Raw genomic sequence first — 21,876 nt, forward strand, 5'->3', positions numbered from 1 at the left:
TCAAAGTAAACCGGGTTAATTTACTGCCATACTTCAGCGGTATGCTCCGGTTCGGAAATGCTGACCGTATTCCGGCCTTCTGCTTTTGACTGGTAAAGTGCTTTGTCAGCACGGTCAAACAGCGCTTGCCAGCCTGAATCATCGTGACGACTTAACGCACTGCCTATGCTGATTGTGATATTCATTGGCTTATCGTCCATCATCACCGGCCGGCTTGCCACAGTCTGCCGCAAACGTTCACTCACCCGCTGCAATTGTTCTGCATTACAACGTGTCAGAATAATCAGAAATTCTTCGCCGCCGATCCTGAAGCAGTTGTCTTCATCTCTGACAATGTCTTTTGCCCGCGATGTAATTTGCTGGAGAGCAACGTCTCCGGCATGGTGACCCCATTTATCGTTAATCGCTTTAAAGTGATCAACGTCGAATATGATGATGCCGAAAGTATGTCCTGTCCGCTGAGCTGTTTCCCGGCATGAAAGTGCACAGGGCTCAAGTGCTTTTCTGTTCAGCCAGCCGGTGAGGAAATCCGTGTCCGAGAGTTTTTTCAGCATCTGCTGATGTTCGCCGTTGATGACGTAATTTAATGTTACTGCCAGCATTGAAATAAAAGTAATAACGGCCAGCGATCCTGCAATCTGAAATATGTCGTTACCGGTAAATGCCAGTGCGTCGTGAGAAGTGAGTAACGCCATAGTGCGTATTAACATCTGCAGGGCGAAAATGGTGATTGTGATAAGCAGTGGCCACAGGAATCTCCCCTTTTTACGCATGGCGGTGTGCCACAACATGGTAATGGATGCACCACTGAGCATCACTACAACGGGAGTCAGGATAATAAATCTGGCATCAACCGACCCTCTGAAATCCGGACTCAGATGGAGCAGAAGGGTGAAAAGCGCCACACCGGTTGCCAGATAAGGCGGTGCTTTACCGTATATGTACAGGGCAATACCAGAGGTGATAAAAGCATGGCCTGCCATGTATAACACATTCGCTATTCCCGGGTGCAGCAGGCCTTGTACGTCGAATTTAATGCAGACAAAAGCGGTAAGGTTGGAGACGAGAAAGCAGGCGCCGGCACACATCCAGTGGAAGATATAGTTTGATGCCTTGTGACTTTGCCAGGCCATGCCCATAGTAAAACATAACGTCATACTGGCAATGGCCGTACAAATAATGATGGTCTGTAAATCCATTTACTCACTTCATTTATCTGATACGTAATTTGAATATATGAAAGCAAAACTGTATCCGGAAAATAAAAACAGTTCGCTTACAGTCTAAAATCTAAACGGAAGTGGCTGACTTATCAATGACTTTATGTATTTCTTCCGGGGCACAGGTATATACTTGCCAGATTATCTGTTGAACCTGTTTTCTTGTTATGCAAAGTAAATTACCTGCCGCAGGCCTGATCCCTGAACTGATAACTGCTGTTGCCGCCGGCAATGTCATTGTCGGTGCACCGCCCGGGGCGGGGAAATCTACCGTACTGCCTCTGGCACTGCTTGAGCATGTTCCGGGGCGCATTGTCATGTTGCAACCGCGGCGGGTTGTGGTACGCAATCTGGCGGCCTACCTTGCTTCATTGCTCGGAGAGGAAACCGGACAAACTGTGGGTTACCGTATCCGCGGTGAAAGTAAGGTCAGTAAGCAAACACGTCTGGAGATTGTCACAGAAGGTGTGTTGTCTGCCCGTATCCAGAGGGACCCGGAGTTAGCAGGTGTTGACTTAATCATCTTTGACGAATTTCACGAACGCAGTATTCACAGTGACTTTGGTCTTGCGCTGGCGCTGGAAGTACAGGAAGGGTTGCGGGAAGATTTATCTCTGGTGGTGATGTCTGCCACCCTCGATGTGGATGAATTACTGACGCTGATTCCTGATGCCACTGTGCTGAAATCTGCCGGCAGGCAGTTTGAAGTAGAGGAAGTCTATACCGGTCAGGTGCAAAGTCATACTTTGCATGAGCAGGTTACCAGGCAAATTCAATTCAGCCTTGCACAAGATGACGGCGACATTCTCGTTTTCTTACCGGGCGCCGGCGCGATTAACAAAGTTGCCACCTTGCTGGAACAGCGGCTGAATGCATCTGAATATGTGGTGCATCCTCTGTATGGCGCGTTGAGTAAACAACGGCAAACTGCTGCTATTTTACCGGATAGCCGGGGAATGAGAAAAATCATTCTTGCTACTAATATTGCCGAAACCAGCCTGACGATTGAAGGCATTAAAGTGGTCATAGATGCCGGTCTTGAAAATGTCGCTAATTACCATCCTCCCACCGGGTTTACCCGCCTGAATACGCAGATGATTTCACAGGCATCGGCTATTCAGCGTAAGGGACGGGCAGGGCGTCTGGGGCCCGGGAAAGTGTATCGCATGTGGCCGAAAGAGCAGCATGACAGACTGGCAAAATACCCGCTGCCACAAATTTTACGTGAAGATATCTCCCCGCTCACTCTGGATGCACTGGCCTGGGGAACTGAATTGCATAATATGCGCATGTTGACGCCTCCTTCTCAGGCGCAGTCTGCTGCAGCATTACACCGCCTGCAACAAGCCGGTGCCGTAGATCGCGATGGTACATTAACAGCACATGGTCGCGGACTTAACAAATTATCGGTGCATCCGGCTCTGGCAAATATGTTAGTGAAGGCAAAAGAAGCCGGAGCGCAGACGCACCTGGCTGAACTGGAGGACGTTGCCTGCTATGTGGCGGCTGCCTGTGAAGAACATACGGCATCAGAACGCCAATTTCATGTATCAGCCTGGCTTGAACAACTGGCAGAACCTCAGTTATCCGGTTTGAAAGCCAGGGCCTCGCGGTTTGCATCTGCACTTGGCATCTCACTGAAAGCAGAGATTCGAAAGTTAAACGGTGAAGCTGTTGCAGTGTGTCTTGCGCTGGCTTTTCCTGAGCGGGTTGCGAGACGTAAGCAGGGCAGTGATTATAAGCTGGCCAGTGGCCGGGGTGCTGCTTTGCCTGAAGGTATGATTGAAAAGTCTGACTGGCTGGTGGTTAAGGAAGGGCAGGTTAACGGCTCTGACGTGATCATTCGTCAGGCCGAACCTGTTAATGAATCCTTATTGAGACAGTTATATCCGGGGGCTTTCAAAGTTAAAGACACGGTGACGTATAACAGTCAGAAGAAGCAAATGGAAGCGCGCAAAACTGAAGGTTTCCATGAGATAGTGTTAAGCAGTGAACCGGCAGCTAACGTGCCGGCCCGCATTCGCGGTGAGGCCTGGGTATCGTTGCTGGAAGGATTGCCGTTATCCGCGTGGCCTTTCAGTGAGAAAGACTGGCAATGGTGGTACCGGTATCAAATGGCCTGCGGGTGTGACTTACACCAACCGCAAGCTTTCGACAGCCCGCCGGTATGGAAAAACCCTGAGTCACCATTGTCGCTTCTTGACCGTAGTGATATCTCCGCACGATTATCTTCGTTTAAAAGTTGGGAGCAACTTGCCGGCCTGTCCTGGGCGACACTGCTACATCAGTCACTCCCCTGGAGCCAGCAACATGCCATGGACAGTGCTTTGCCACTGAGCATCACCGTGCCTTCCGGTGAAAAAAGGAAACTGGTCTACCGGTCAGACGGCGAAGTCGTGCTTCCGGTCAGACTGCAGGAAATGTTCGGCTGTGCAGATACGTTCACTGTTGCAGACGGCGCAAAGGTCATCACGCTGGAGTTGCTGTCTCCGGCGGGCAGACCAGTACAAACGACATCGGATTTGGCCGGCTTCTGGCAGGGTAGCTATCTTGCTGTGCAGAAAGAAATGAAAGGACGATATCCGAAACACCGGTGGCCTGATAATCCCATGGAAGCTGAAGCCGGACGTTCAATGAAGCCACGAAAATAAACGGGTGGTTGCTCCTGAACTATTGTACCCGTCTTACAACTTTAATCATGTTTGAATGGTGTATACAACTAATTTACGTGCTGCAAATATTATGCAAGTATCTGTTATTAAAAGAGATCCTCTGACCAGTTAATCGCTAAATACTTGTTCATTTTTTCAACTGCATGATAAGTAAGAAGTTTCTTATTCACTATAGTCATTCATCTAGACACGGGCATTGACCCGGCGCAAAAAGTCTTCAGGTTTCCGTTGTCAACGTCTCATCAAGCATGCTTATATAGAATTGTTGTACAAATATGAGTCAACATTTGAGGGAGACGAAATGAGCAAAGTTGCACTGGTCACAGGTGGCACCCGGGGAATAGGTGAAGCAATTTGTGTAGCGTTGAAAGATGCGGGTTACACTGTTGTGGCAAATTATGGTGGTAACGATGAAGCGGCTAAGGCGTTTACTGAACGCACTGGCATACCTTCATTTAAGTTCGATGTCTCGAATTTTGAGAAAACGAAAGAAGCAATTGACCAAATCGCGACAGATTATGGTCCGGTGGATATTCTAATCAACAATGCCGGGATCACCCGGGACGGCACCATGCACAGAATGAATTTTGAGCAATGGGATGCCGTTATTCAAACTAACCTCGCTTCCTGTTTTAACACGTGTCGCTCAGTGATTGATTCAATGCGCACCCGTGGTTTTGGTCGCATTGTTAATATCGGTTCGGTTAACGGTCAGGCTGGTCAGTATGGCCAGGTTAACTATGCGGCAGCTAAGTCCGGTATTCATGGTTTTACTAAAGCGCTGGCACTTGAAGGTGCAGGTAAAGGTGTAACCGTAAACGCTATTGCGCCGGGTTATGTCGATACTGACATGGTACGTGCTGTACCGGAAGAAGTATTGAAGAAGATCATTGCAACGATTCCGGTGGGCCGTTTGGGGAAACCTGAAGACATCGCCCGTAGTGTTATGTTCTTAATAGGCGATGAAGCCGGATTTATTACCGGTTCTACATTGTCCATTAACGGCGGACAGCACATGTACTAAGCTGTTCGGTTACAATGTTCACAGAGCACGCCCGTGCTCTGTGAACTGACCGTATCCGGATCCAGCTACTCGCTTTCTTTATTGCCGTCGCTCTCTTTGAGTTCATCCGGCAACACACCAATCGCTTTCATCACATCCAGTCCCGGAAAACCATCAGCAATCAGGTTGCTGGCCAGCTGATATTCGCGGATCCCTGCGCGGGTTGCCGGTCCGATAATACCGTCGGGTTTACCTACATCGTAACCGGAAGCATTCAGCGCTGTTTGCAGTCTCAAAATGTCATCCCTGGTATAAGCCGGTAATTCCGGTAACGCTTTATCAATACCGGCTTCACCGGCAATCTGGTCAGCCAGCTTACCTACGGCGATGGCGTAGAATTCGGAATTGTTCCAGCGCATGATAATACGGAAGTTATGGTAGGCAATGAACGCCGGACCGTTATGACCGGCTGGTACTACGACATAGCCTTTTTCATCACTGTTACCCAGCGCACTGCCGTCTGCTTTTTTAATCCCGCTTTCGTTCCACTCAGTAATACTGCGCCGGTTTTTATATCCCGTTTCGCGATAATCGAAATTATCCGGTAACTGAATTTCCCTTCCCCAACGGAATCCGGGTTGCCAGCCTAATTGAGACAAAAAGTTAGCCGCTGAAGCGAGGGCATCTTCTTCACTGTCCCACAGATTGATCTGGCCATCGCCGTCGCCGTCAATCGCATAGTTCATATACGCTGAGGGCATAAATTGCGTATGGCCCATGGCGCCTGCCCAGGAACCTACCATTTTGGTCTGATCTAAAGATTCTCTTTCAAGAAGCTTAACCGCAGTGACTAATTCTTTGGAAAAATAGCTGCTACGTCTTTCATCACAGGCAAGAGTCGCCAGTGAATTCAGTACATTCATCTTACCTTTGTAACCACCAAAATTGGTTTCCAGCCCCCAAAATGCCACCAGATAATGGGCAGGCACACCGTATTTATGGCTTAAGCTATTTAACAGTTCTTTATGTTTAGCGTACATTTCCCGGCCTTTGCCGATGCGCCATGCCGTAACGCGTTTGCTGTAGTAGCCCGGAAAGGTTTGTACAAATTCAGGCTGGCTGCGGTCCAGCGAGATCACGCGGGGCTGATACTGAATGTTGGCGAACACGGCCTTTGCCGTTTCTTCTTTCACGCCTTGTTCTACGGCTTGCTGAGATAATTGTGTTTTACACTGTTCAAAATCTGTATTGGCATAAGCTGAAGAAGTCGCTGTCAGCAGTGACAGTATTGAAAAACCAAGCTTACGCGGCATCCATTTAGACATTGCATATTACCTTTGTTGATGAGGCGTTCATGCTACCTTATCTGAGCCCCCGGGAGCGAGGGAAACATGGTGAAAATACGGCGCGCTCCGCCGGTGAGATCAGGAGCGCTGCAGGAAAGAGTTATTTGTCCGGGAGGGCTTATGCGTACTTGTGGATGAAATCAGTGATAACCGGACGTACCGATTTGCGGAACTTAGAACCACTGAATATACCGTAATGACCAGCTCCCTGTTGCACGTGATGTTTACGCATATTTTTCGGAATATTTTTACAAATATCCTGTGCAGCTTCTGTTTGTCCTAAGCCGCAAATATCATCATCAGCACCCTCTACGGTAAGCAGAGCAGTATTGTCGATGGTTTCAAAATCTACAGGGTTACCCTGATAAGTAATCGCACCGCGGGCAATCTCGTTATTCTTGAATACCCGTTCAATGGTTTCAAGATAGAACTCGGCGGGCATATCCAGTACCGCCAGATATTCATCGTAAAAGGCGCGGAAACGATCAGCATCTTCTTCTTCCCCAAATACCAGATTTTGGAAGAAGCTCTGATACTTTTTCATGTGAGTTTGCTGGTTCATACTGATAAAACCGCCCAGCTGCATGAAACCGGGATACACCTGACGACCTTCGCCCGGATATCCATAAGGTACCGACATAATCGCCACATTACGGAACCAGTTCATCGGGTGTTCCTGCGCGAACTCATTCACCCGTGTAGGATTCTTAGAGCAGTCAATGGGGCCCGCCATGAGAGTGAGCGACTTGGGCACACAGGCATTTTTCTGTCCGGCCATCACTGCGGTAGCGATTAAAGCCTGCACAGTAGGCTGACATATCGCCATTAAGTGCGTGCCGGGCCCTAAGAACTCAAGAAACTCGATAAGGTAACCCACATAGCAATCAAAACTGAACGGACCGTCTTCCAGCGGTACTTCTCTGGCATCAGCCCAGTCAGTCACATAAATCTCGTGATCCGGAAGCAGCGCTTCCACCGTGCCTTTCAACAAGGTTGCAAAATGGCCGGATAAAGGCGCAACAAGCAAGACCTTATGATCATCTTTCACACCGATCCGGTTGAAATGAATGAGATCACAAAACGGCTTGCTCATTACGATTTCTTCTTTCACCTTATGGCGTTTATCGTCGATTTTGATTTCGTCGATATTAAACCCCAGCTTCTCGTAGCGTTGTGTCAGCCGCATGGCAGTTTCCAGCGAAGCGCGGGTTATGCGGCCGGGTAAGGTATGTGCGAAAAGATTGGAAGGATGGTTCGCAATATCATTAAGCAGACTGAAACCCTCGTGCATAATGTATGCGCCGCGCGTCAAATAATCGTAAGCCTGATAATTCATTACGTCTCTCCTCAAATACTGGCTGGGGCTAAGACCTTTTGGGGGATGAAAAGGTTCACTTGATGTGGGGTAACCTGAGCGGCCTCTGAAGGCCGCTCAGGAGGGACTTATGCTTTTGCTGCGCTTTGGAATTTCGCAGTCATTTCGTCGCTTAAACCTTTGAACATCTCGCCAGCTTTCTGCTGTGCATCAGAAATTACTGCATATGAGCTTTTCGCTGCATCAGTAACAGTTTCCTGAATAGTTTCAACATATGCCTTGTTCATTTCAGCCAGACCAGACAGATCTTTCTGCTGAGAAGCTTTTTCAAAATAAGACATATTTTCAGATAACAGAGATGAATACAGGGCGTTCTGTTTTTCTGCCAGATCCTGCATTGTACTCATGTTCAATGTCGCAAGGTCAGTCATCGGCTTCATTGCGCTTTTCATTTGCTCGTTCATTTGCTCAAACATTACTTGTCTCCAGTTTCCGGGGTAAGTTAGCTAGTTGATTTAGTCGTTGTCGCAGTCTTCTTAGCAGTCGTGCGACGGGTACGTGTTGCTGGTTTCTTTGCTGCTGCGGCAGGTTTTGCCTCAGCAGTCGCTTCCTTTGCTTCTTCAGCAACGGCTTTTGTCTCTTCAGCGGCCTTCTCAACAGTTTCCTTTGTTGCTTCAGCCACTTTTTCTGCTGCCTTTACCGGCGCTTTCGCGGCTTCAGGCGCAGCTTTTTTCGGTGCGGCAGCTTTCGTGGTTTTTTTCACGGCTGCTGTCGCTTTTTCAACTGTTTCTTTGGTTTCTTCTGTGGCGGTGGCCAGACTGGCCGCCATCACTTCGGTCATTTCTTCACGCATGGCGTTAAGGGTGGAGTAGGTGTCTTTCGACGCACTGGTCATGCGTTCACGCACTGACTCAGCCAGTTCAGAATTCGCTGTCATTACACCTTTAAACTCTGTTTGTTTCGTTACCGCTTCAATGTAACGAACACTGTCGCTCAGCAAACCCGTAAATAACGTGGTTTGGTGTTGAGACAGACTTTCCAGCGTTTTTGTATTCACAGCAAACAGCGTATGTACCGGTTTAGTGGTACTTTTCAGCTGTTCTGAAAACTTGCCAAACATACTCTTCTCCCGACCAGTTGATGAAGTCCTTCTGCTGCGTTGCAGCAAGATTTGATTAGATATTAACCAGGGCATTTGAAGAGATCAACAAAAATGTTGCGGTGCAGCAAGAATGTTTAGACGATTATTTAATAAGCAAATAGCTTTTTATGCTGCTCTGCAGCATTGAAGAGGAAATGTGGCAGGTGTGTCTGTTTCGGGGCAGGAGAATTGCTCCCCTGCCAGTATATGATACTTACTTCTGGTTCTTCTTCCAGGCATCCATATTTTGTTCGATGATTTTGTTAAACATACCGAAGGGCGTGTTATCCATCATATTTTTCATCATACCCTGTACCTGATCCTGTTGCTCTATGAAGGTAACAAGAGATTGTTCAAGGTACTGTCGCAGAAAGTCCTGCATGTCAGTGTCGTAATATCGGATTAGTTGTTTTAGTAACGAATTCGTTAACAAAGACTGGTTTTCGTTGGCTTCGGATTCACTGATGATTTGCAGCAATAATGACTTGGTAATGTCATCTTCACTTTTGGAGTCAATCACCTTAAATTCCTGACGTTCATTGATTAACGCCTTTATATAATCGAGGTTAACGTACTGACTCTGAGATGTGTCGTACAATCTGCGATTAGGATATTTTTTAATGATGATCATAATGTTACCTCCGGCGGTGCTGAAATGAGAGTAACGCACAAAATGCCGCTGCGGCAACCTAAAAGGTGTGAAAATAAGCGACACTCTGACTACCTTTTTCACTGATAAGAAAACCTGGATTTAGTTAACTTGCTGAAATTATTAATTAAATCGTGATTGGCATAGTTATCGCTGTATCACTGTTGAGAGCCTGAATAGCCGGATTATCTTTCTTTTAATCACATTCATTTGAAGATAACGCATTTCAGGCAATTCAAATGAAACCGGAGATTATTATGACTAAACTTGTCAAATCACTTGTGATGAGCCTCGCTGTTGCTTGCACGTTAAATTTCGCTGCACAGGCAGCTCAGGAAACCAAAGAGGCTGCCCCGTCAAGTGCGCCGATGACACAGTCGAAGGATTTCGATGATGCAACTCTTGAGAAATTTACTGTCGCGATGAATGCGGTCAGTGATGTTGCAGATAAATATCAGTCTGAACTGAAAGGTGACGAAACACCTGAGAAGATGCAGCAAATTCAGCAGGCTGCACAAACTGAAATGGTAACTGAAATTGAAAAAACCGGTCTTGAGGTGCAAACCTACACGACCATTGCACAACTGGTACAAACGGATGAAAAACTGAGATCCCGTGTACTGGATATCGCTAAAACACAAAACAGCGAATCGTAATACTGAATCCTCATGTAGACAGAAGCAAAGCGGGGCGTTGAACGCCCCCTTTTTTTGTCTGCCGGCTTATCCCAGCTGTTTTTTCACGTAACTGCCCGGGGCTGCTTCGATGGCCGGATATTTTTCACTTTCACCGGGCTGCGGGGCATTTACTTTTGTTTTCCGGTGACTCTGCAACCATGCATGCCAGTCTGGCCACCATGAGCCTTCCTGCTTCACAGCACCATCAAACCATTCGCTGGCACTTGCCGGCAGATTGTCGTTAATCCAGTGCGGATATTTCCCGGGATCTGGCGGATTTATTACCCCTGCAAGGTGTCCCGACCCGGCGAGTACAAAGCGTGTATCGCCTGATACCAGTTGTGTTCCTTTGTAGGCGCCCTGCCACAGCACAATGTGGTCTGCCAGAGTAGTCAGGAAATACACCGGCACATCGATATTTCCAAGGTCGATGGGAATGCCGTCAATTTCTACTGCCCCCGGCACTTTCAGTTTATCTTCCCAGTACATGGTGCGGATGTATTGCTTAAAACAGGCCGCGGTGATGTTGGTGGCGTCGCTGTTCCAGAATAAAATATCAAAGGCAGCAGGGTCTTTGCCCTTGAGGTAGTTATTAATAAAATACGACCAGAAAAGGTTGTTTTCCCGCAGCAAACTAAAGCTCAGGCCCAGAATGCGGCCGTCGTAAATACCTTTGATGTCCGCATTCTGTTCCATCACAGGTAATGCATCTTCGGTAAGGTAATTACCAATTTCGCCGGGTTCACTGAAGTCCAGCAAGGTGGTCAGTAAAGTGAGTGACTCAATGCGGGTGTCTTTTTTCGCACGCAGATAAGCCGTTGCTGTGCTCAGCAATGTGCCGCCCACACAAAAGCCCACCATATTCACTTTCTTCTTACCGGTGATATCACAAACCACATCAAGGGCTTCCACCGGACCTTTCTTCATGTAATCGAAGAAATCCTGATCTGCCAGTTTTGCATCCGGGTTGACCCAGGAAATCATAAACACAGAAAAACCGGCATCAAGCAGGCCTTTTACCACGGACTTACGTTCGTCGAGATCAAGAATGTAGTATTTGTTGATGAAAGGAGGCACAAACAGTATTGGCGTCGCGAAAGTTTTCTCATGCTTCGGCGTGTAATGAATTAACTGCATCAAATCGTTCTGATAAACGATCTTGCCTTCGGTGGTAGCCAGGTTGACACCTAACTCGAAGGCATCCATATCGGTCTGTGTGATTTTGAACGCTTCAAGAGGACTCTTTTCCAGATCCCGCATGAAATTCTCAATGCCTTTCACCATGTTCTGGCCTTTGGTTTTCAGAATTTCTTCGCACACTTCCGGGTTTGACAGTAAGTAATTGGTCGGTGATACCGAGTTGATATATTGACGGGTGTAGAATTTTACCTGTTCTTCCGACTTGGGATCTTTGAAATGCATGGATGAAATCATGCCCTGCAACATCTTGGAATTAATCAGGTAAGCCTGCTTCATGTAGCTGAATATGGGATTGTCCTGCCAGTCTGTATGAGAAAAACGACGGTCGCCTTTCTCTTCCTGCATAACAGGATGGGCATTCTCTCCCAACATGGCCTTAGTCGCCTGCTGCCACAATTCAGTTTGTTGACGCATGAAATCCATTTGCGTCTGGATAAGCTTTGCCGAATCTACCTCTACCGTGTCGTTTGACAGCAGCGAACCTAACTTCTCCGGGTCGAACATAGCGGATGTCTCCTCACTGCTATTTTTCTTCGTCAGAATGTTATGAACCATGGCGTTAAACTGCTGTGCGTATTGATTCAATGTGTCCAGAATATGATCTTTGTCCTGCTCGTGCACAAAAAACCTCCGTGCTTATTTTTTGCTGGTTCCTGTGGTTGCCATGCTTTCCAGCATCTTTTGATAGAATGAGAATGCTTGCTGACTGCCATCCAGGTAGGGCTTCAGCATGGACATCATGGCTTCCTGATTTCCGCTTTTGATTTGCTCGCTGAGTTGTGAGATGGTGGCCTCATGAAGTTTGCTCATATCCGGCCATCCCATGAGTTCTCTTGCTTCCTTGGGGGAAAGGTCGATATCGATGGAAATTTTCATGTTTCACTCCTTTCTGGCGCCTTCCGGGCCATCCGGATTGATTGTTCTGGCGTAATCATAAGATTACTGCAAGATGACAATGATTTGCACGGTTAGTTTCAGGCTGGAAATTCAGCCGCGAAAACCGCAAAATCCCCTTTGACGTTTTCTATATTGGCATGATAAGTGGCTAAAAAACAGACGAAAGTTAATAAACCAAAGAAAATTGGCAGCAAGCCCCGCCGTCGCTGGCCCGGGCTGTTGTTCAAGTTATGTATTGTCGGGTTCGTGGTGCTGGCAGGGTACATGGTGTATCTGGATGCCCAGATCAAGCACACCTTTACAGGCAATAAATGGGAAGTCCCGGCGCAAATATTTGCCCGGCCACTAATGTTATCTGAAGCGCTGGAAATCACGCCAAAAGAAGTGCTGGATGAACTGAAACTGCTTGGTTACCGGAAGGTCACGAATCCCGATAGTAGCGGAGAATATCGTTATACCGGCAATAAGCTTGTGGTTCAGCGACGGGCGTTCAGTTTTCCTGACGGCGATGAGCCTTTACGTCAGATCACCATTACCTGGCAGGGCAGCCGCATCAGCAGTATCCGGGATGACAGTGCCGGTATTTCACTGCCGAAAATTCGTCTGGAACCCTGGCTTGTCACGCGGATGGTAAGTGGCAGCCGCGAAGACCGTATGCTGGTGAAGCTGAATGAAATTCCGCCTTTATTACCGAAAGCCCTGATCCTTGTCGAGGATAAAGATTTCTACAAGCACCACGGGGTCGCACCACTTTCTATTCTCCGCGCGCTGGTTGCTAACATTCAGGCAGGGAGAACCGTACAGGGTGGCAGTACTTTAACGCAGCAGCTGGTGAAAAACCTGTACCTCACCAGAGAAAAAGCGCTGACGCGGAAAATAAAAGAAGCATTGATGGCACTCATCATCGATGCCCGTTACAGCAAAGATGAAATTTTGCAGGCCTATCTGAACGAAGTTTTTCTGGGTCAGAACGGAGACATGGCTGTGCACGGGTTTGGCCTTGCCAGTTATTTCTATTTCGACCGGCCGGCCAATGAACTCAGCGTACCTGAAATCGCCACGCTGGTGGCCATGATAAAAGGGCCATCCTATTACAATCCGAGACGCTACGAGGAACGGGTTATTGAGCGGCGTAATCTGGTGTTGCGCATTTTATTTGAAGCCAACGAACTTGACCGTAAGCAATACGAATTTGCTGTTAACTCTCCTGTAGGTCTGGCGTCCGGCGCGAGCTTAGCCAGCGGGAAACATCCCGCTTTTATGGATAAAGTGCGCCGTGAACTCAACACCATTCTGGCCGATCCTTCCCTGCGTGACTCCGGGGTGAAGGTATTTACCACGCTGGATATATATGCCCAGCGCAGGGCTGAAAAAGCGGTTGAAAACACACTGAAGGGCCTGCAGTCAGATCGCAAAGCTGAGTTACAGGCCGCGATGATTGTGACTGATATCGCCAGTGGAGAAATTCGTGCCATTGTGGGCAGTAAAGATACCAGCTTCAAAGGGTTTAACCGTGCGCTGGATGCCAAACGTCAGGTGGGATCACTCATTAAGCCGGCAGTGTATCTCACTGCTCTTGAAGACCCGGTAATGTTTAATCTGGCCACTCCTTTACAGGACGAACCCATTACCCTTGAAAATGGCAACGGACAAACCTGGTCACCCCTGAACGCGGATAAGAAATTCCGTGGACAAGTACCTCTGATTGAAGGTCTGACAGAATCGTTAAATGTGCCTACAGTGAATCTCGGTATGCAAGTGGGGCTCGACAATGTGGCAGAAACCATTCACCGGCTGGGAGTAGAGAGTGACTTCCGTGAGGTGCCGGCTATGACACTCGGCGCCATGTCGTTATCGCCGCTGGAAACTAACCAGATGTATCAGACCATTTCGAACAATGGCCGTTATATTCCGCTGCATACTGTGACATCGGTTGTTTCTTCGAATAACCGGCTGGTGTGGCAGAATGCCGATTACTATTCCCAGCGGGTAGATGAGGCCGCGACATACCTGCTGAACTACGCGTTGTATAAAGTGACCACGGAAGGTACAGCTAAACGTGTGGGCAGTAATTTCCCGAATATCAATATGGGCGGTAAAACCGGCACCACAGATGATTACCGCGACAGCTGGTTTACCGGCTTTGACCGGAATAATGTGGCAACTGTATGGGTAGGGAATGATGATAACCAGCCAGTGCTGTTAACCGGTGCCGGCGGGGCCTTACCTGTGTTTGTAAACTATCAGAAAAGTCAGTCGCCCAAGTCACTGTCACGACGTTTTCCGGAAGGGTTAGGTATTGCACATTTCGACAGTCAGACGGGTGCACTGACCATTGCCGGGTGTCCTGACTCAATGAGTGTGCCGGCTATTCTTGATGTACTGCCGCCGCCGGCGCAGGATTGCTACGGTAAGCCTGTAGCGCCTCCGGGCAAAGAAAAGAAAAGCTGGTGGGAACGTTTGTTTGGAAATTAGGACTTTTTCTTAGCGAAAAAGCCCTGTAGTCAGAACTGGCAGCGACATACGGCTCAGTAAAAATCTGTCCCGCTACCAGTTCTGACTCAGGGAAGGCCCTACGGGAGCTCGTTGGGATTAGTGAAAGCGGTCTGCAATGTGTTGCACACCGCTGAATAACACTGCGCTGGCGAGATACGAGACAACCGGTCCCAGCGCAAGCAACAACAACGCACCTGATGTCATCATCATTACTCTCCTTTGATGTCTTCAGAAGACATCGCATCTTCCTGTTTGAGATCACGGATCTTGATGTCAGCAACCAGTGTTTCTTCAGCTTCTTCAGGTTCGGCCTGATACGTGGTGTTGGCCACTAGCTGAGTCACTTCAGACAGGATTTCTGTGCGCACGTTATCGATTTGTTGCTCAACCATCTCAGATAAATAGCCCTGAAGCTGGCTTTGCAATGATGTTTCAGCCATTGCCGGTACAGACAGAACAGAAGTAGCAACAAGTGCAAGTGCAGTGAATTGACGACGTAAAGTAAACATAATTTCTCCAAAGTTAAGGTTAATAAACTGCACTCTTACTGACTTCCCGGCAGTTAATTGTTAAGTCGCATTAACTTTAGCGATAGTTGTGCCAACACGAATAAAAATTTTAAAGTGTTGATTTTAAATGTTTTATTTTGTCGGTGTGGAAAAGCTTAGATAAGTGTAAATAGTATAAACACTAAGAATTAGTAATTTTGAAAACTCTATTTGGCGAATTTGACCAGGTATGATGTAAGGGGCTGACAGGTGAGTCAGCCCGCGATGATTTTGGTTGTGGCCGGGGCGTAGTTTGCCGCCCCGACAACATCAGAGAAGCTTAATGCGCGTCTTTCTTTTTAGAAAACAGTGAAACAATCCCCACAATTATCGAACCGGCAATCAAACCAGCCACACCATCAGTGATAAGTGAAATGACAAAGCTGAGTTGCTCCACACTGTGATTAATGGATTCAGCGAGGTGGTGCATGAACGGAATATTGTGAGTAAGGATGCCACCGCCAACGAGGAACATGGCAATGGTGCCGACAAAAGCGAGGGTTTTCATCAACAGAGGCGCAGCAACGAGCAGGGCGCGGCCAGTGACACGCTGAAAACCGTTGTAGCCGCCGGTGAGTGACTTTCTGAGGATATACAGACCGACGTCGTCCATTTTCACAATGCCGGCAACCAGACCATACACACCGGCAGTGATCCCAACACTCAAGGCGCACAACACACCTACCTGAGTGACAAAATCAGCCTGCTGTACGCTACCCAGTGCAATGACGATAATCTCTGCGGACAAAATAAAATCAGTCCGGATGGCGCCTTTAATCTTGTCTTTCTCAAGCGCCACAAGATCAATATTTTCCTGCGAGAGTTTTTCAATTCTGGCTTCACGCTCCGCTTCATCTTCTTTATGGAAAAGCCGGTGCAATACTTTTTCAGCCCCTTCGAAACACAGGTACAGACCACCAATGACCAGCATGACGGTGATCAGAACCGGAATAAAAGCAGAAATAAGCAGCGCTGCAGGTACCAGGAACACTTTGTTGAGCAGCGAGCCTTTTGCCACAGCCCAGACCACAGGCAGTTCTCTTTCGGCACGCACTCCCTGAACCTGGTTGGCATTTAATGCAAGATCATCACCCAGAACCCCGGCAGTTTTCTGCGCAGCCACTTTAGACATGGCGGAAATGTCATCCAGCAAAGTAGCGATATCATCAATCAGGGCGAGTAAGTTAGCGGCTGCCATAGGTTTTCCTCAATAAGAATCGGGGCATAGATTATCTGTAGAAGCCCTTATACGCAATACAGACTAATTTTGATTCTCTTCTTCTTTGACCCCTTTATTTATCCGCGCATCAATAAATTTCTCAAACCCTTTGCCCCTGTCTGAACAGGTCGCCCGTCCACCGGTAAAACGTGAAATAAATGCCAGGGTTTGGGTGGTTTTACTACTGCAATCCACTTCAACGGCAGGGGGCGGGGCAAGAGGATCTTCTTTTTCTGCGCCTTTGCGGGGATCGCTGATATCCGGTGACGTTTTTGCCCGCCTGAGTTCTTTGGCTACCTGCTCAGCATCCTGCTGTGTACTGGCAGCCTGTTGCCGGCTGAAAAAAGCATCCAGAGCACGGCGCGATGTTAATGATGGTCTGGTTGAAACCGTGCCTGAATCTGTTGGCGCAGCCGGCTGCGCGATAACAGAAGAGACAGGCGGTTGAACCGGCTCTGACGTTTCAGGTTGCACGGGTTGTTGCTGCGGCGGCTCTTTTACTGCCGGCGGTGTTGCAATGTCAGGCGGAGCCGCCTTTTCCGGAGCTGGTTTGGACTCCGGTGCGGCCAGTTCAGGTTCAGGCTTGTCGGGAGCCGGTGCTTCCGGAATGGTTTCCGGTAGTGTGTCCGGTTCCCGGACAGCCTGAGGTTGTGGCGGACGTATTAACGTCGCCGTGATGGGCTTACTGACCACGGGCTCCGGAATATTGCGCTTACTTTCCATCAGCGCCAGCGCGGCAAGCAATATAAGATGAATAATAACAGACACGACAAAGACCCCGCTTTTTTTTCCTGGGCGGGGTGGATCAAATGTTGGCCTTTGAGGGGCAAAGAAAGCGGTGTCCGTGGTTTCCATACGCGACAGAAGACCGCTGAAATAAGATGAAGTTCCCAGTCTTTACACAAGCACGATTTTGGTTGCCCAATTGTGGTGCGTTATTTCACCTTCGCACGATCATGGTGCGTAATTTTTAAGCTCTTCATTCGTTTTAATGCATAAATATCTGTTTTTTATAGATTAAAATTTGTGGCATAGGACTTGGTTTACTTCAGCAACCCCCGCTAAAAGCGAAAACAAACAACCATTATTTGGGAGCAACACATGAAACTAGTCACAGCTATCATCAAGCCATTCAAGCTGGATGATGTTCGTGAAGCCATTTCAGAGATCGGTATCGACGGTCTTACCGTTACCGAAGTGAAAGGGTTTGGACGTCAAAAAGGACACACTGAATTATATCGCGGCGCCGAATATCAGGTGGATTTCTTACCAAAAGTAAAACTGGAAGTTGCTGTTCAGGCAGACCAGGTTGATCGTCTGGTAGAAGCCATCGTTGGCGCAGCAAAAACTGGCAAGATCGGTGACGGTAAAGTATTCGTCTACGACCTTGAACATGCTGTTCGTATTCGTACCGGCGAAGCTGACGCAGACGCGCTGTAAAACAACACAATAAGAAATTGCGGAGAAAACAATGGAAATCACATTTGAACTCGGGTATGCATTAGATACCTTCTATTTCCTTATTTGCGGTGCGTTAGTCATGTGGATGGCTGCCGGCTTTGCCATGCTTGAGGCGGGTCTGGTTCGTGCTAAAAACACCACTGAAATTCTGACCAAGAACGTGGCGCTGTATGCCATTGCCTGTACCATGTATATGATCTGCGGTTACAGCATCATGTACGGCGGTGGTGACTTCACATTATTCCTTTCCGGTATTGTTGGTGACGGTGCAACAGGTGTTGCAGAAGAACCTGCTACCTACGCCCCTTCAGCTGACTTCTTCTTCCAGGTCGTATTCGTTGCCACTGCAATGTCTATCGTATCCGGTGCGGTTGCTGAGCGTATGAAACTGTGGGCCTTCCTGGCATTCGCAGTTGTGATGACTGGTTTCATCTATCCAATGGAAGGTGCATGGACATGGGGCGGTGAGTCTGTATTCGGTATGTACGTACTGGGCGACAACGGTTTCTCTGACTTTGCAGGTTCCGGTATTGTTCACATGGCAGGTGCTGCTGCTGCGTTAGCCGGTGTACTGGTACTTGGTGCCCGTAAAGGTAAATACACTGCAGATGGCAAAGTAAATGCTATCCCGGGTGCTAACCTGCCTCTGGCGACTTTAGGTACATTCATTCTGTGGATGGGTTGGTTCGGCTTCAACGGTGGTTCTGTTCTGGCAACAGCGACTGTAGAAAGTGCTAACTCTGTTGCGGTTGTATTCATGAACACCAATGCTGCCGCCGCCGGTGGTGCAATTGCTGCGCTGCTGCTGGCCCGCGTAATGTTCGGTAAAGCTGACCTGACTATGGTTCTTAACGGTGCACTGGCTGGTCTGGTAGCTATTACTGCTGAACCTTCAACGCCAACGCCTCTGATGGCAACACTGTTCGGTGCCTTAGGTGGCCTGCTGGTTGTTCTGAGCATCGTGTTCCTGGACAAACTTAAGATCGATGATCCTGTAGGTGCTATCTCTGTTCACGGTGTAGTCGGTCTGTTAGGTCTGTTACTGGTGCCGGTAACTAACGAAGGTTCTACTTTCGGTGGTCAGCTGTTAGGTGCTGCTACAATCTTTGTATGGGTATTCGTAACCAGTCTGATTGTTTGGGTAATCCTGAAAGCTGTAATGGGCATCCGGGTTTCTGAAGAAGAAGAATTTGAAGGTGTTGACGTTGCTGAATGTGGTCTGGAAGCATATCCTGACTTTACTTCAGGTCGTTAATCTTCAACACGGAGACTTGATTGGGCAACCTATAACAAAAGCATAATGCTCAACTCACCAAAATTTGAACCCCGCATCTGCGGGGTTTTTTCTGTTTAATAGAAATAAATAATTAACATCTTTTAAAAAATAGATTGGTCGTTTTCCGGCTCTCTGTTGTACGCATAGTTACACCAACTATCGTGCTTTTCCCAGGAGACCGTTATGAGTAAAAAACCAACTCTCACCACCAGCGCGGGCGCGCCCGTCGAATCTAACGAAACCAGCAGAACAGCGGGCGCAAGAGGTCCGGTTCTGCTGACAGATTATCAGCTTGTTGAAAAGCTGGCACACCAGAACAGGGAGCGTATTCCTGAGCGAACGGTGCATGCCAAAGGCTGGGGCTTGCAGGGTACATTTACAGTGACCCACGACATTACCCGGTATACCTGTGCCGACCTGTTCTCTGAGATTGGCAAAAAGACCGACGTACTGAGTCGCTGGTCTACCGTTGCAGGGGAATCAGGTGCTGCTGACACCGAGCGTGATGTGCGCGGTTTCAGTCTTAAGTTTTACACCGAAGAAGGTAACTGGGATATGGTGGGTAACAATACCCCAATCTTCTTTATCCGCGACGCGTTTAAGTTTCCGGATTTTATCCGTACTCAAAAGCGCCATCCGAAAACAAATCTTCGCAGCCCGGAAGCGATGTTTGATTTTTGGGCCGGACAACCTGAGTCTGTGCATCAGGTCACCATTCTGATGTCTGACCGTGGTATTCCTAAGAACCCTATGTACATGAACGGCTACGGCTCACACACTTTCAGTATGTGGAATGCCAAAGGCGAGCGTTTCTGGGTGAAATTCCACTTTAAAACACAGCAGGGGCATGAACATTACACCAATGATGAGGCTGAAGAGATCATAGGTAAAACCCGCGAGTCTTATCAGGAAGACTTAATCAATGCCATCGAAGACGGCAAATATCCTAAATGGACTCTGTACATTCAGGTGATGCCTGAAGAAGAGGCAGGGAAGCAGGCTTATAATCCTTTCGACCTCACCAAAGTGTGGCCTCATGGTGATTTCCCTCTGATTGAAGTGGGCGAACTGGAAATGCACACCGTGCCTGAAAACTACTTCCAGATGATTGAGAATGCAGCCTACAGCCCGTCAAACGTGGTGCCCGGTATCGGCTTCAGTCCTGATAAGATGCTGCAGGCCCGGGTGTTCTCCTATGCAGATGCTCACCGTTATCGTTTGGGAACTCACTATGAAGCCTTACCGGCTAATGCGCCGAAGAAAGCGGAGTTGAACCATTATCATAAAGACGGTGCGATGCGGTTCTTTACCAATGATTTTGGTAATCCTGACGCCTATTACGAGCCAAACCAGCACAACGGTCCGGTGGCTCAAATTAAGAACCCGGAACCACCGCTGCGCATCGACGGCGATGCTGACCGCTACTATCAGGAAGAATCGGACATTGATTACGTGCAGCCACGAGCCCTTTACAACATGTTCTCTGATGAGCAGAAAGAAAGGTTGTACAAGAACTATGCTGCCGCGATGGGGCCATGTTCTGACGGCGTAAAAGAGCGCTGGTACGCTGTTCTTGAAAAAGTACATCCTGACTACGCTGCTGGTGTCCGAAAAGCGGTGGAAGCGTTGGACACAGACGTTAACGCGGTGCCAATTACCGAAGATACACCTCTGGAAGATAAGTAACAATTGCCCGGTTACGGGCAATTAAACTGAAAAACAAAACACCCGGCAGATGCCGGGTGCTTTCGTTGTGAAGAACCAATCGCGGGGGATAGGACCCCGCGTAATTTCTTACTTCAGGCCGTTTGCTTCAATGAACCTGTACGGGTTAACGTACCAGCCGGAGCTGATGTGCCTTCTGACGCCACACTATCCGGTTCTTTTACCAGATAAGTCGCCAGCTCTTCGTCTGTGACCAGACGTACCACACGCATACCGGACTCTTCGTAATCAGCGTTAATAAGCCCGAGTTCAGCGAAGCGGGCGAACAAATCACAGGACGGATATGCGCCCCATTTCTGTTTGAACACTTCAGCGTTCGATACGATATCGCATAAGTGATTTACCGGCGGGTTGTAGTGAGCGTGGAATTGCTTGAATACATGACGGCCGGTGTTAACCAGATAAAGGCCTGCCTGACTGCAACGTGCAGCAAAATCCAAATCGCCGATACCAAAGCCGTGATAATCGAGATCGAACCCGCCTACACGCTCATAATCCTTCCGGGTGATACCGAAGATATTAGTATCGAACTGCACAAACGGGACTTTTTCTGCGGCAGTGGCCTGAGGAAGGGCAAGCTGTTGCACATAGCTTTCGCTGATATCTTCCGCTTTTTTATCCAACTGGCATACATTGGCGGTGACAACCTTACCGATGGCGAGTGAACGGACCAGATTTTCCAGTAAAGATTCAGGGCAGATGCAGTCCACATCAAGGTAAATAAATTTGTCGGTTTTGCAGGTATCGAAACCACGGTTACGGGCTTTTGGGATCGGAAGTTCATCACTTGCTGCAAAACGGTGCACGATAGGGAAGTTTTCGCTACTTAATAGTGATTCGTCACTTGGCGGAGCCATCCACACAATCACCATTTCTTTAGGTAAAAGTGTAGAGCGTTCTATGCTGCTAATCAGGTTAGACAACTGCTGGGTACGTCGCTTAACAATAGTAACAATACTAAAATCAGTGCTCATGGCGTCGTCTCTCTGTCGGTTCATGTCCCTGCGGGACGGGTTAATTTCCAACCACAG

The 21,876-nt window shown here is 48.2% G+C and carries 19 protein-coding genes; 7 read left to right on the forward strand and 12 right to left on the reverse strand.

The genetic code is table 11. From position 1 onward, the window contains the following. Positions 1 to 20: 20 nt before the first annotated feature. Entirely contained in the window at positions 21 to 1,199 is a 1,179-nt protein-coding gene (locus AC4PME_RS04430) for a GGDEF domain-containing protein (protein ID WP_491045237.1), read from the reverse strand. A 188-nt stretch (positions 1,200 to 1,387) separates the two neighbouring features. On the opposite strand from AC4PME_RS04430, the gene hrpB reads away from it, so the two are divergent. Next, on the forward strand, positions 1,388 to 3,871 hold the full coding sequence (gene hrpB / locus AC4PME_RS04435; protein ID WP_491045238.1) for an ATP-dependent helicase HrpB: 2,484 nt from the start codon (positions 1,388 to 1,390) through the stop codon (positions 3,869 to 3,871). 322 nt (positions 3,872 to 4,193) lie between these two features. Further along, entirely contained in the window at positions 4,194 to 4,916 is a 723-nt protein-coding gene (gene phbB / locus AC4PME_RS04440) for an acetoacetyl-CoA reductase (protein ID WP_119502801.1), read from the forward strand. A gap of 65 nt (positions 4,917 to 4,981) precedes the next feature. On the opposite strand, the gene AC4PME_RS04445 is transcribed toward phbB, so the two are convergent. The 5 genes from AC4PME_RS04445 to phaR form a co-directional block, all read right to left on the reverse strand. After that, positions 4,982 to 6,220: a lytic murein transglycosylase gene (locus AC4PME_RS04445; RefSeq protein WP_490709708.1), complete on the reverse strand. Its 1,239-nt coding sequence runs from the start codon at positions 6,218 to 6,220 to the stop codon at positions 4,982 to 4,984. 139 nt (positions 6,221 to 6,359) lie between these two features. Continuing rightward, a complete protein-coding gene (locus AC4PME_RS04450; protein ID WP_119502800.1) occupies positions 6,360 to 7,577 on the reverse strand; it encodes a polyhydroxyalkanoate depolymerase in 1,218 nt (405 codons plus the stop codon). A gap of 107 nt (positions 7,578 to 7,684) precedes the next feature. Beyond that, positions 7,685 to 8,032, reverse strand: coding sequence for a phasin family protein (locus AC4PME_RS04455; protein WP_119502799.1), 348 nt, complete (start codon positions 8,030 to 8,032; stop codon positions 7,685 to 7,687). A 26-nt stretch (positions 8,033 to 8,058) separates the two neighbouring features. Further along, positions 8,059 to 8,676, reverse strand: a complete 618-nt coding sequence (locus tag AC4PME_RS04460) for a phasin family protein (RefSeq protein ID WP_490709707.1) — start codon at positions 8,674 to 8,676, stop codon at positions 8,059 to 8,061. A gap of 235 nt (positions 8,677 to 8,911) precedes the next feature. Further along, entirely contained in the window at positions 8,912 to 9,328 is a 417-nt protein-coding gene (gene phaR / locus AC4PME_RS04465) for a polyhydroxyalkanoate synthesis repressor PhaR (RefSeq protein WP_119502797.1), read from the reverse strand. Positions 9,329 to 9,603: 275 nt separating this feature from the next. Between phaR and AC4PME_RS04470 the strand changes: the two genes are divergently transcribed. Then, on the forward strand, positions 9,604 to 10,002 hold the full coding sequence (locus AC4PME_RS04470; RefSeq protein WP_161599183.1) for a DUF4168 domain-containing protein: 399 nt from the start codon (positions 9,604 to 9,606) through the stop codon (positions 10,000 to 10,002). Positions 10,003 to 10,068: 66 nt separating this feature from the next. Here the strand turns inward: AC4PME_RS04470 and AC4PME_RS04475 are convergent, their stop codons facing one another. Both AC4PME_RS04475 and AC4PME_RS04480 read right to left on the reverse strand, forming a co-directional pair. Beyond that, entirely contained in the window at positions 10,069 to 11,844 is a 1,776-nt protein-coding gene (locus tag AC4PME_RS04475) for a PHA/PHB synthase family protein (RefSeq protein ID WP_491045239.1), read from the reverse strand. A 15-nt stretch (positions 11,845 to 11,859) separates the two neighbouring features. Further along, positions 11,860 to 12,099 carry a DUF6489 family protein gene (locus AC4PME_RS04480; protein WP_119502794.1) on the reverse strand — a complete coding sequence of 80 codons (240 nt, stop codon included), beginning with the start codon at positions 12,097 to 12,099 and terminating at the stop codon, positions 11,860 to 11,862. Between the two features lie 165 nt (positions 12,100 to 12,264). Between AC4PME_RS04480 and mrcB the strand changes: the two genes are divergently transcribed. Beyond that, on the forward strand, positions 12,265 to 14,595 hold the full coding sequence (gene mrcB / locus AC4PME_RS04485; protein WP_491045240.1) for a penicillin-binding protein 1B: 2,331 nt from the start codon (positions 12,265 to 12,267) through the stop codon (positions 14,593 to 14,595). A gap of 230 nt (positions 14,596 to 14,825) precedes the next feature. On the opposite strand, the gene AC4PME_RS04490 is transcribed toward mrcB, so the two are convergent. The 3 genes from AC4PME_RS04490 to AC4PME_RS04500 form a co-directional block, all read right to left on the reverse strand. Next, positions 14,826 to 15,125, reverse strand: a complete 300-nt coding sequence (locus AC4PME_RS04490; RefSeq protein ID WP_150154329.1) for a hypothetical protein — start codon at positions 15,123 to 15,125, stop codon at positions 14,826 to 14,828. A gap of 319 nt (positions 15,126 to 15,444) precedes the next feature. After that, complete coding sequence (locus AC4PME_RS04495) at positions 15,445 to 16,362, reverse strand: DUF808 domain-containing protein (RefSeq protein ID WP_491045241.1); 918 nt, start codon at positions 16,360 to 16,362, stop codon at positions 15,445 to 15,447. 63 nt (positions 16,363 to 16,425) lie between these two features. Then, entirely contained in the window at positions 16,426 to 17,151 is a 726-nt protein-coding gene (locus tag AC4PME_RS04500) for a hypothetical protein (RefSeq protein WP_491045242.1), read from the reverse strand. A gap of 333 nt (positions 17,152 to 17,484) precedes the next feature. Here AC4PME_RS04500 and glnK point away from each other — a divergent pair, with 333 nt between their 5' ends. The 3 genes from glnK to AC4PME_RS04515 all read left to right on the forward strand — a co-directional run bounded on the left by glnK (position 17,485) and on the right by AC4PME_RS04515 (position 20,806). Further along, complete coding sequence (glnK, locus tag AC4PME_RS04505; RefSeq protein ID WP_119502789.1) at positions 17,485 to 17,823, forward strand: P-II family nitrogen regulator; 339 nt, start codon at positions 17,485 to 17,487, stop codon at positions 17,821 to 17,823. Between the two features lie 31 nt (positions 17,824 to 17,854). Then, complete coding sequence (locus tag AC4PME_RS04510; RefSeq protein WP_119502788.1) at positions 17,855 to 19,099, forward strand: ammonium transporter; 1,245 nt, start codon at positions 17,855 to 17,857, stop codon at positions 19,097 to 19,099. A 204-nt stretch (positions 19,100 to 19,303) separates the two neighbouring features. After that, positions 19,304 to 20,806, forward strand: a complete 1,503-nt coding sequence (locus AC4PME_RS04515) for a catalase (protein WP_491045243.1) — start codon at positions 19,304 to 19,306, stop codon at positions 20,804 to 20,806. A 113-nt stretch (positions 20,807 to 20,919) separates the two neighbouring features. Here AC4PME_RS04515 and AC4PME_RS04520 read toward each other — a convergent pair whose 3' ends face one another. Further along, on the reverse strand, positions 20,920 to 21,819 hold the full coding sequence (locus AC4PME_RS04520) for a glycosyltransferase family 2 protein (RefSeq protein WP_491045244.1): 900 nt from the start codon (positions 21,817 to 21,819) through the stop codon (positions 20,920 to 20,922). Positions 21,820 to 21,876: the final 57 nt, after the last annotated feature.

The organism is Alteromonas sp. (assembly GCF_984505615.1).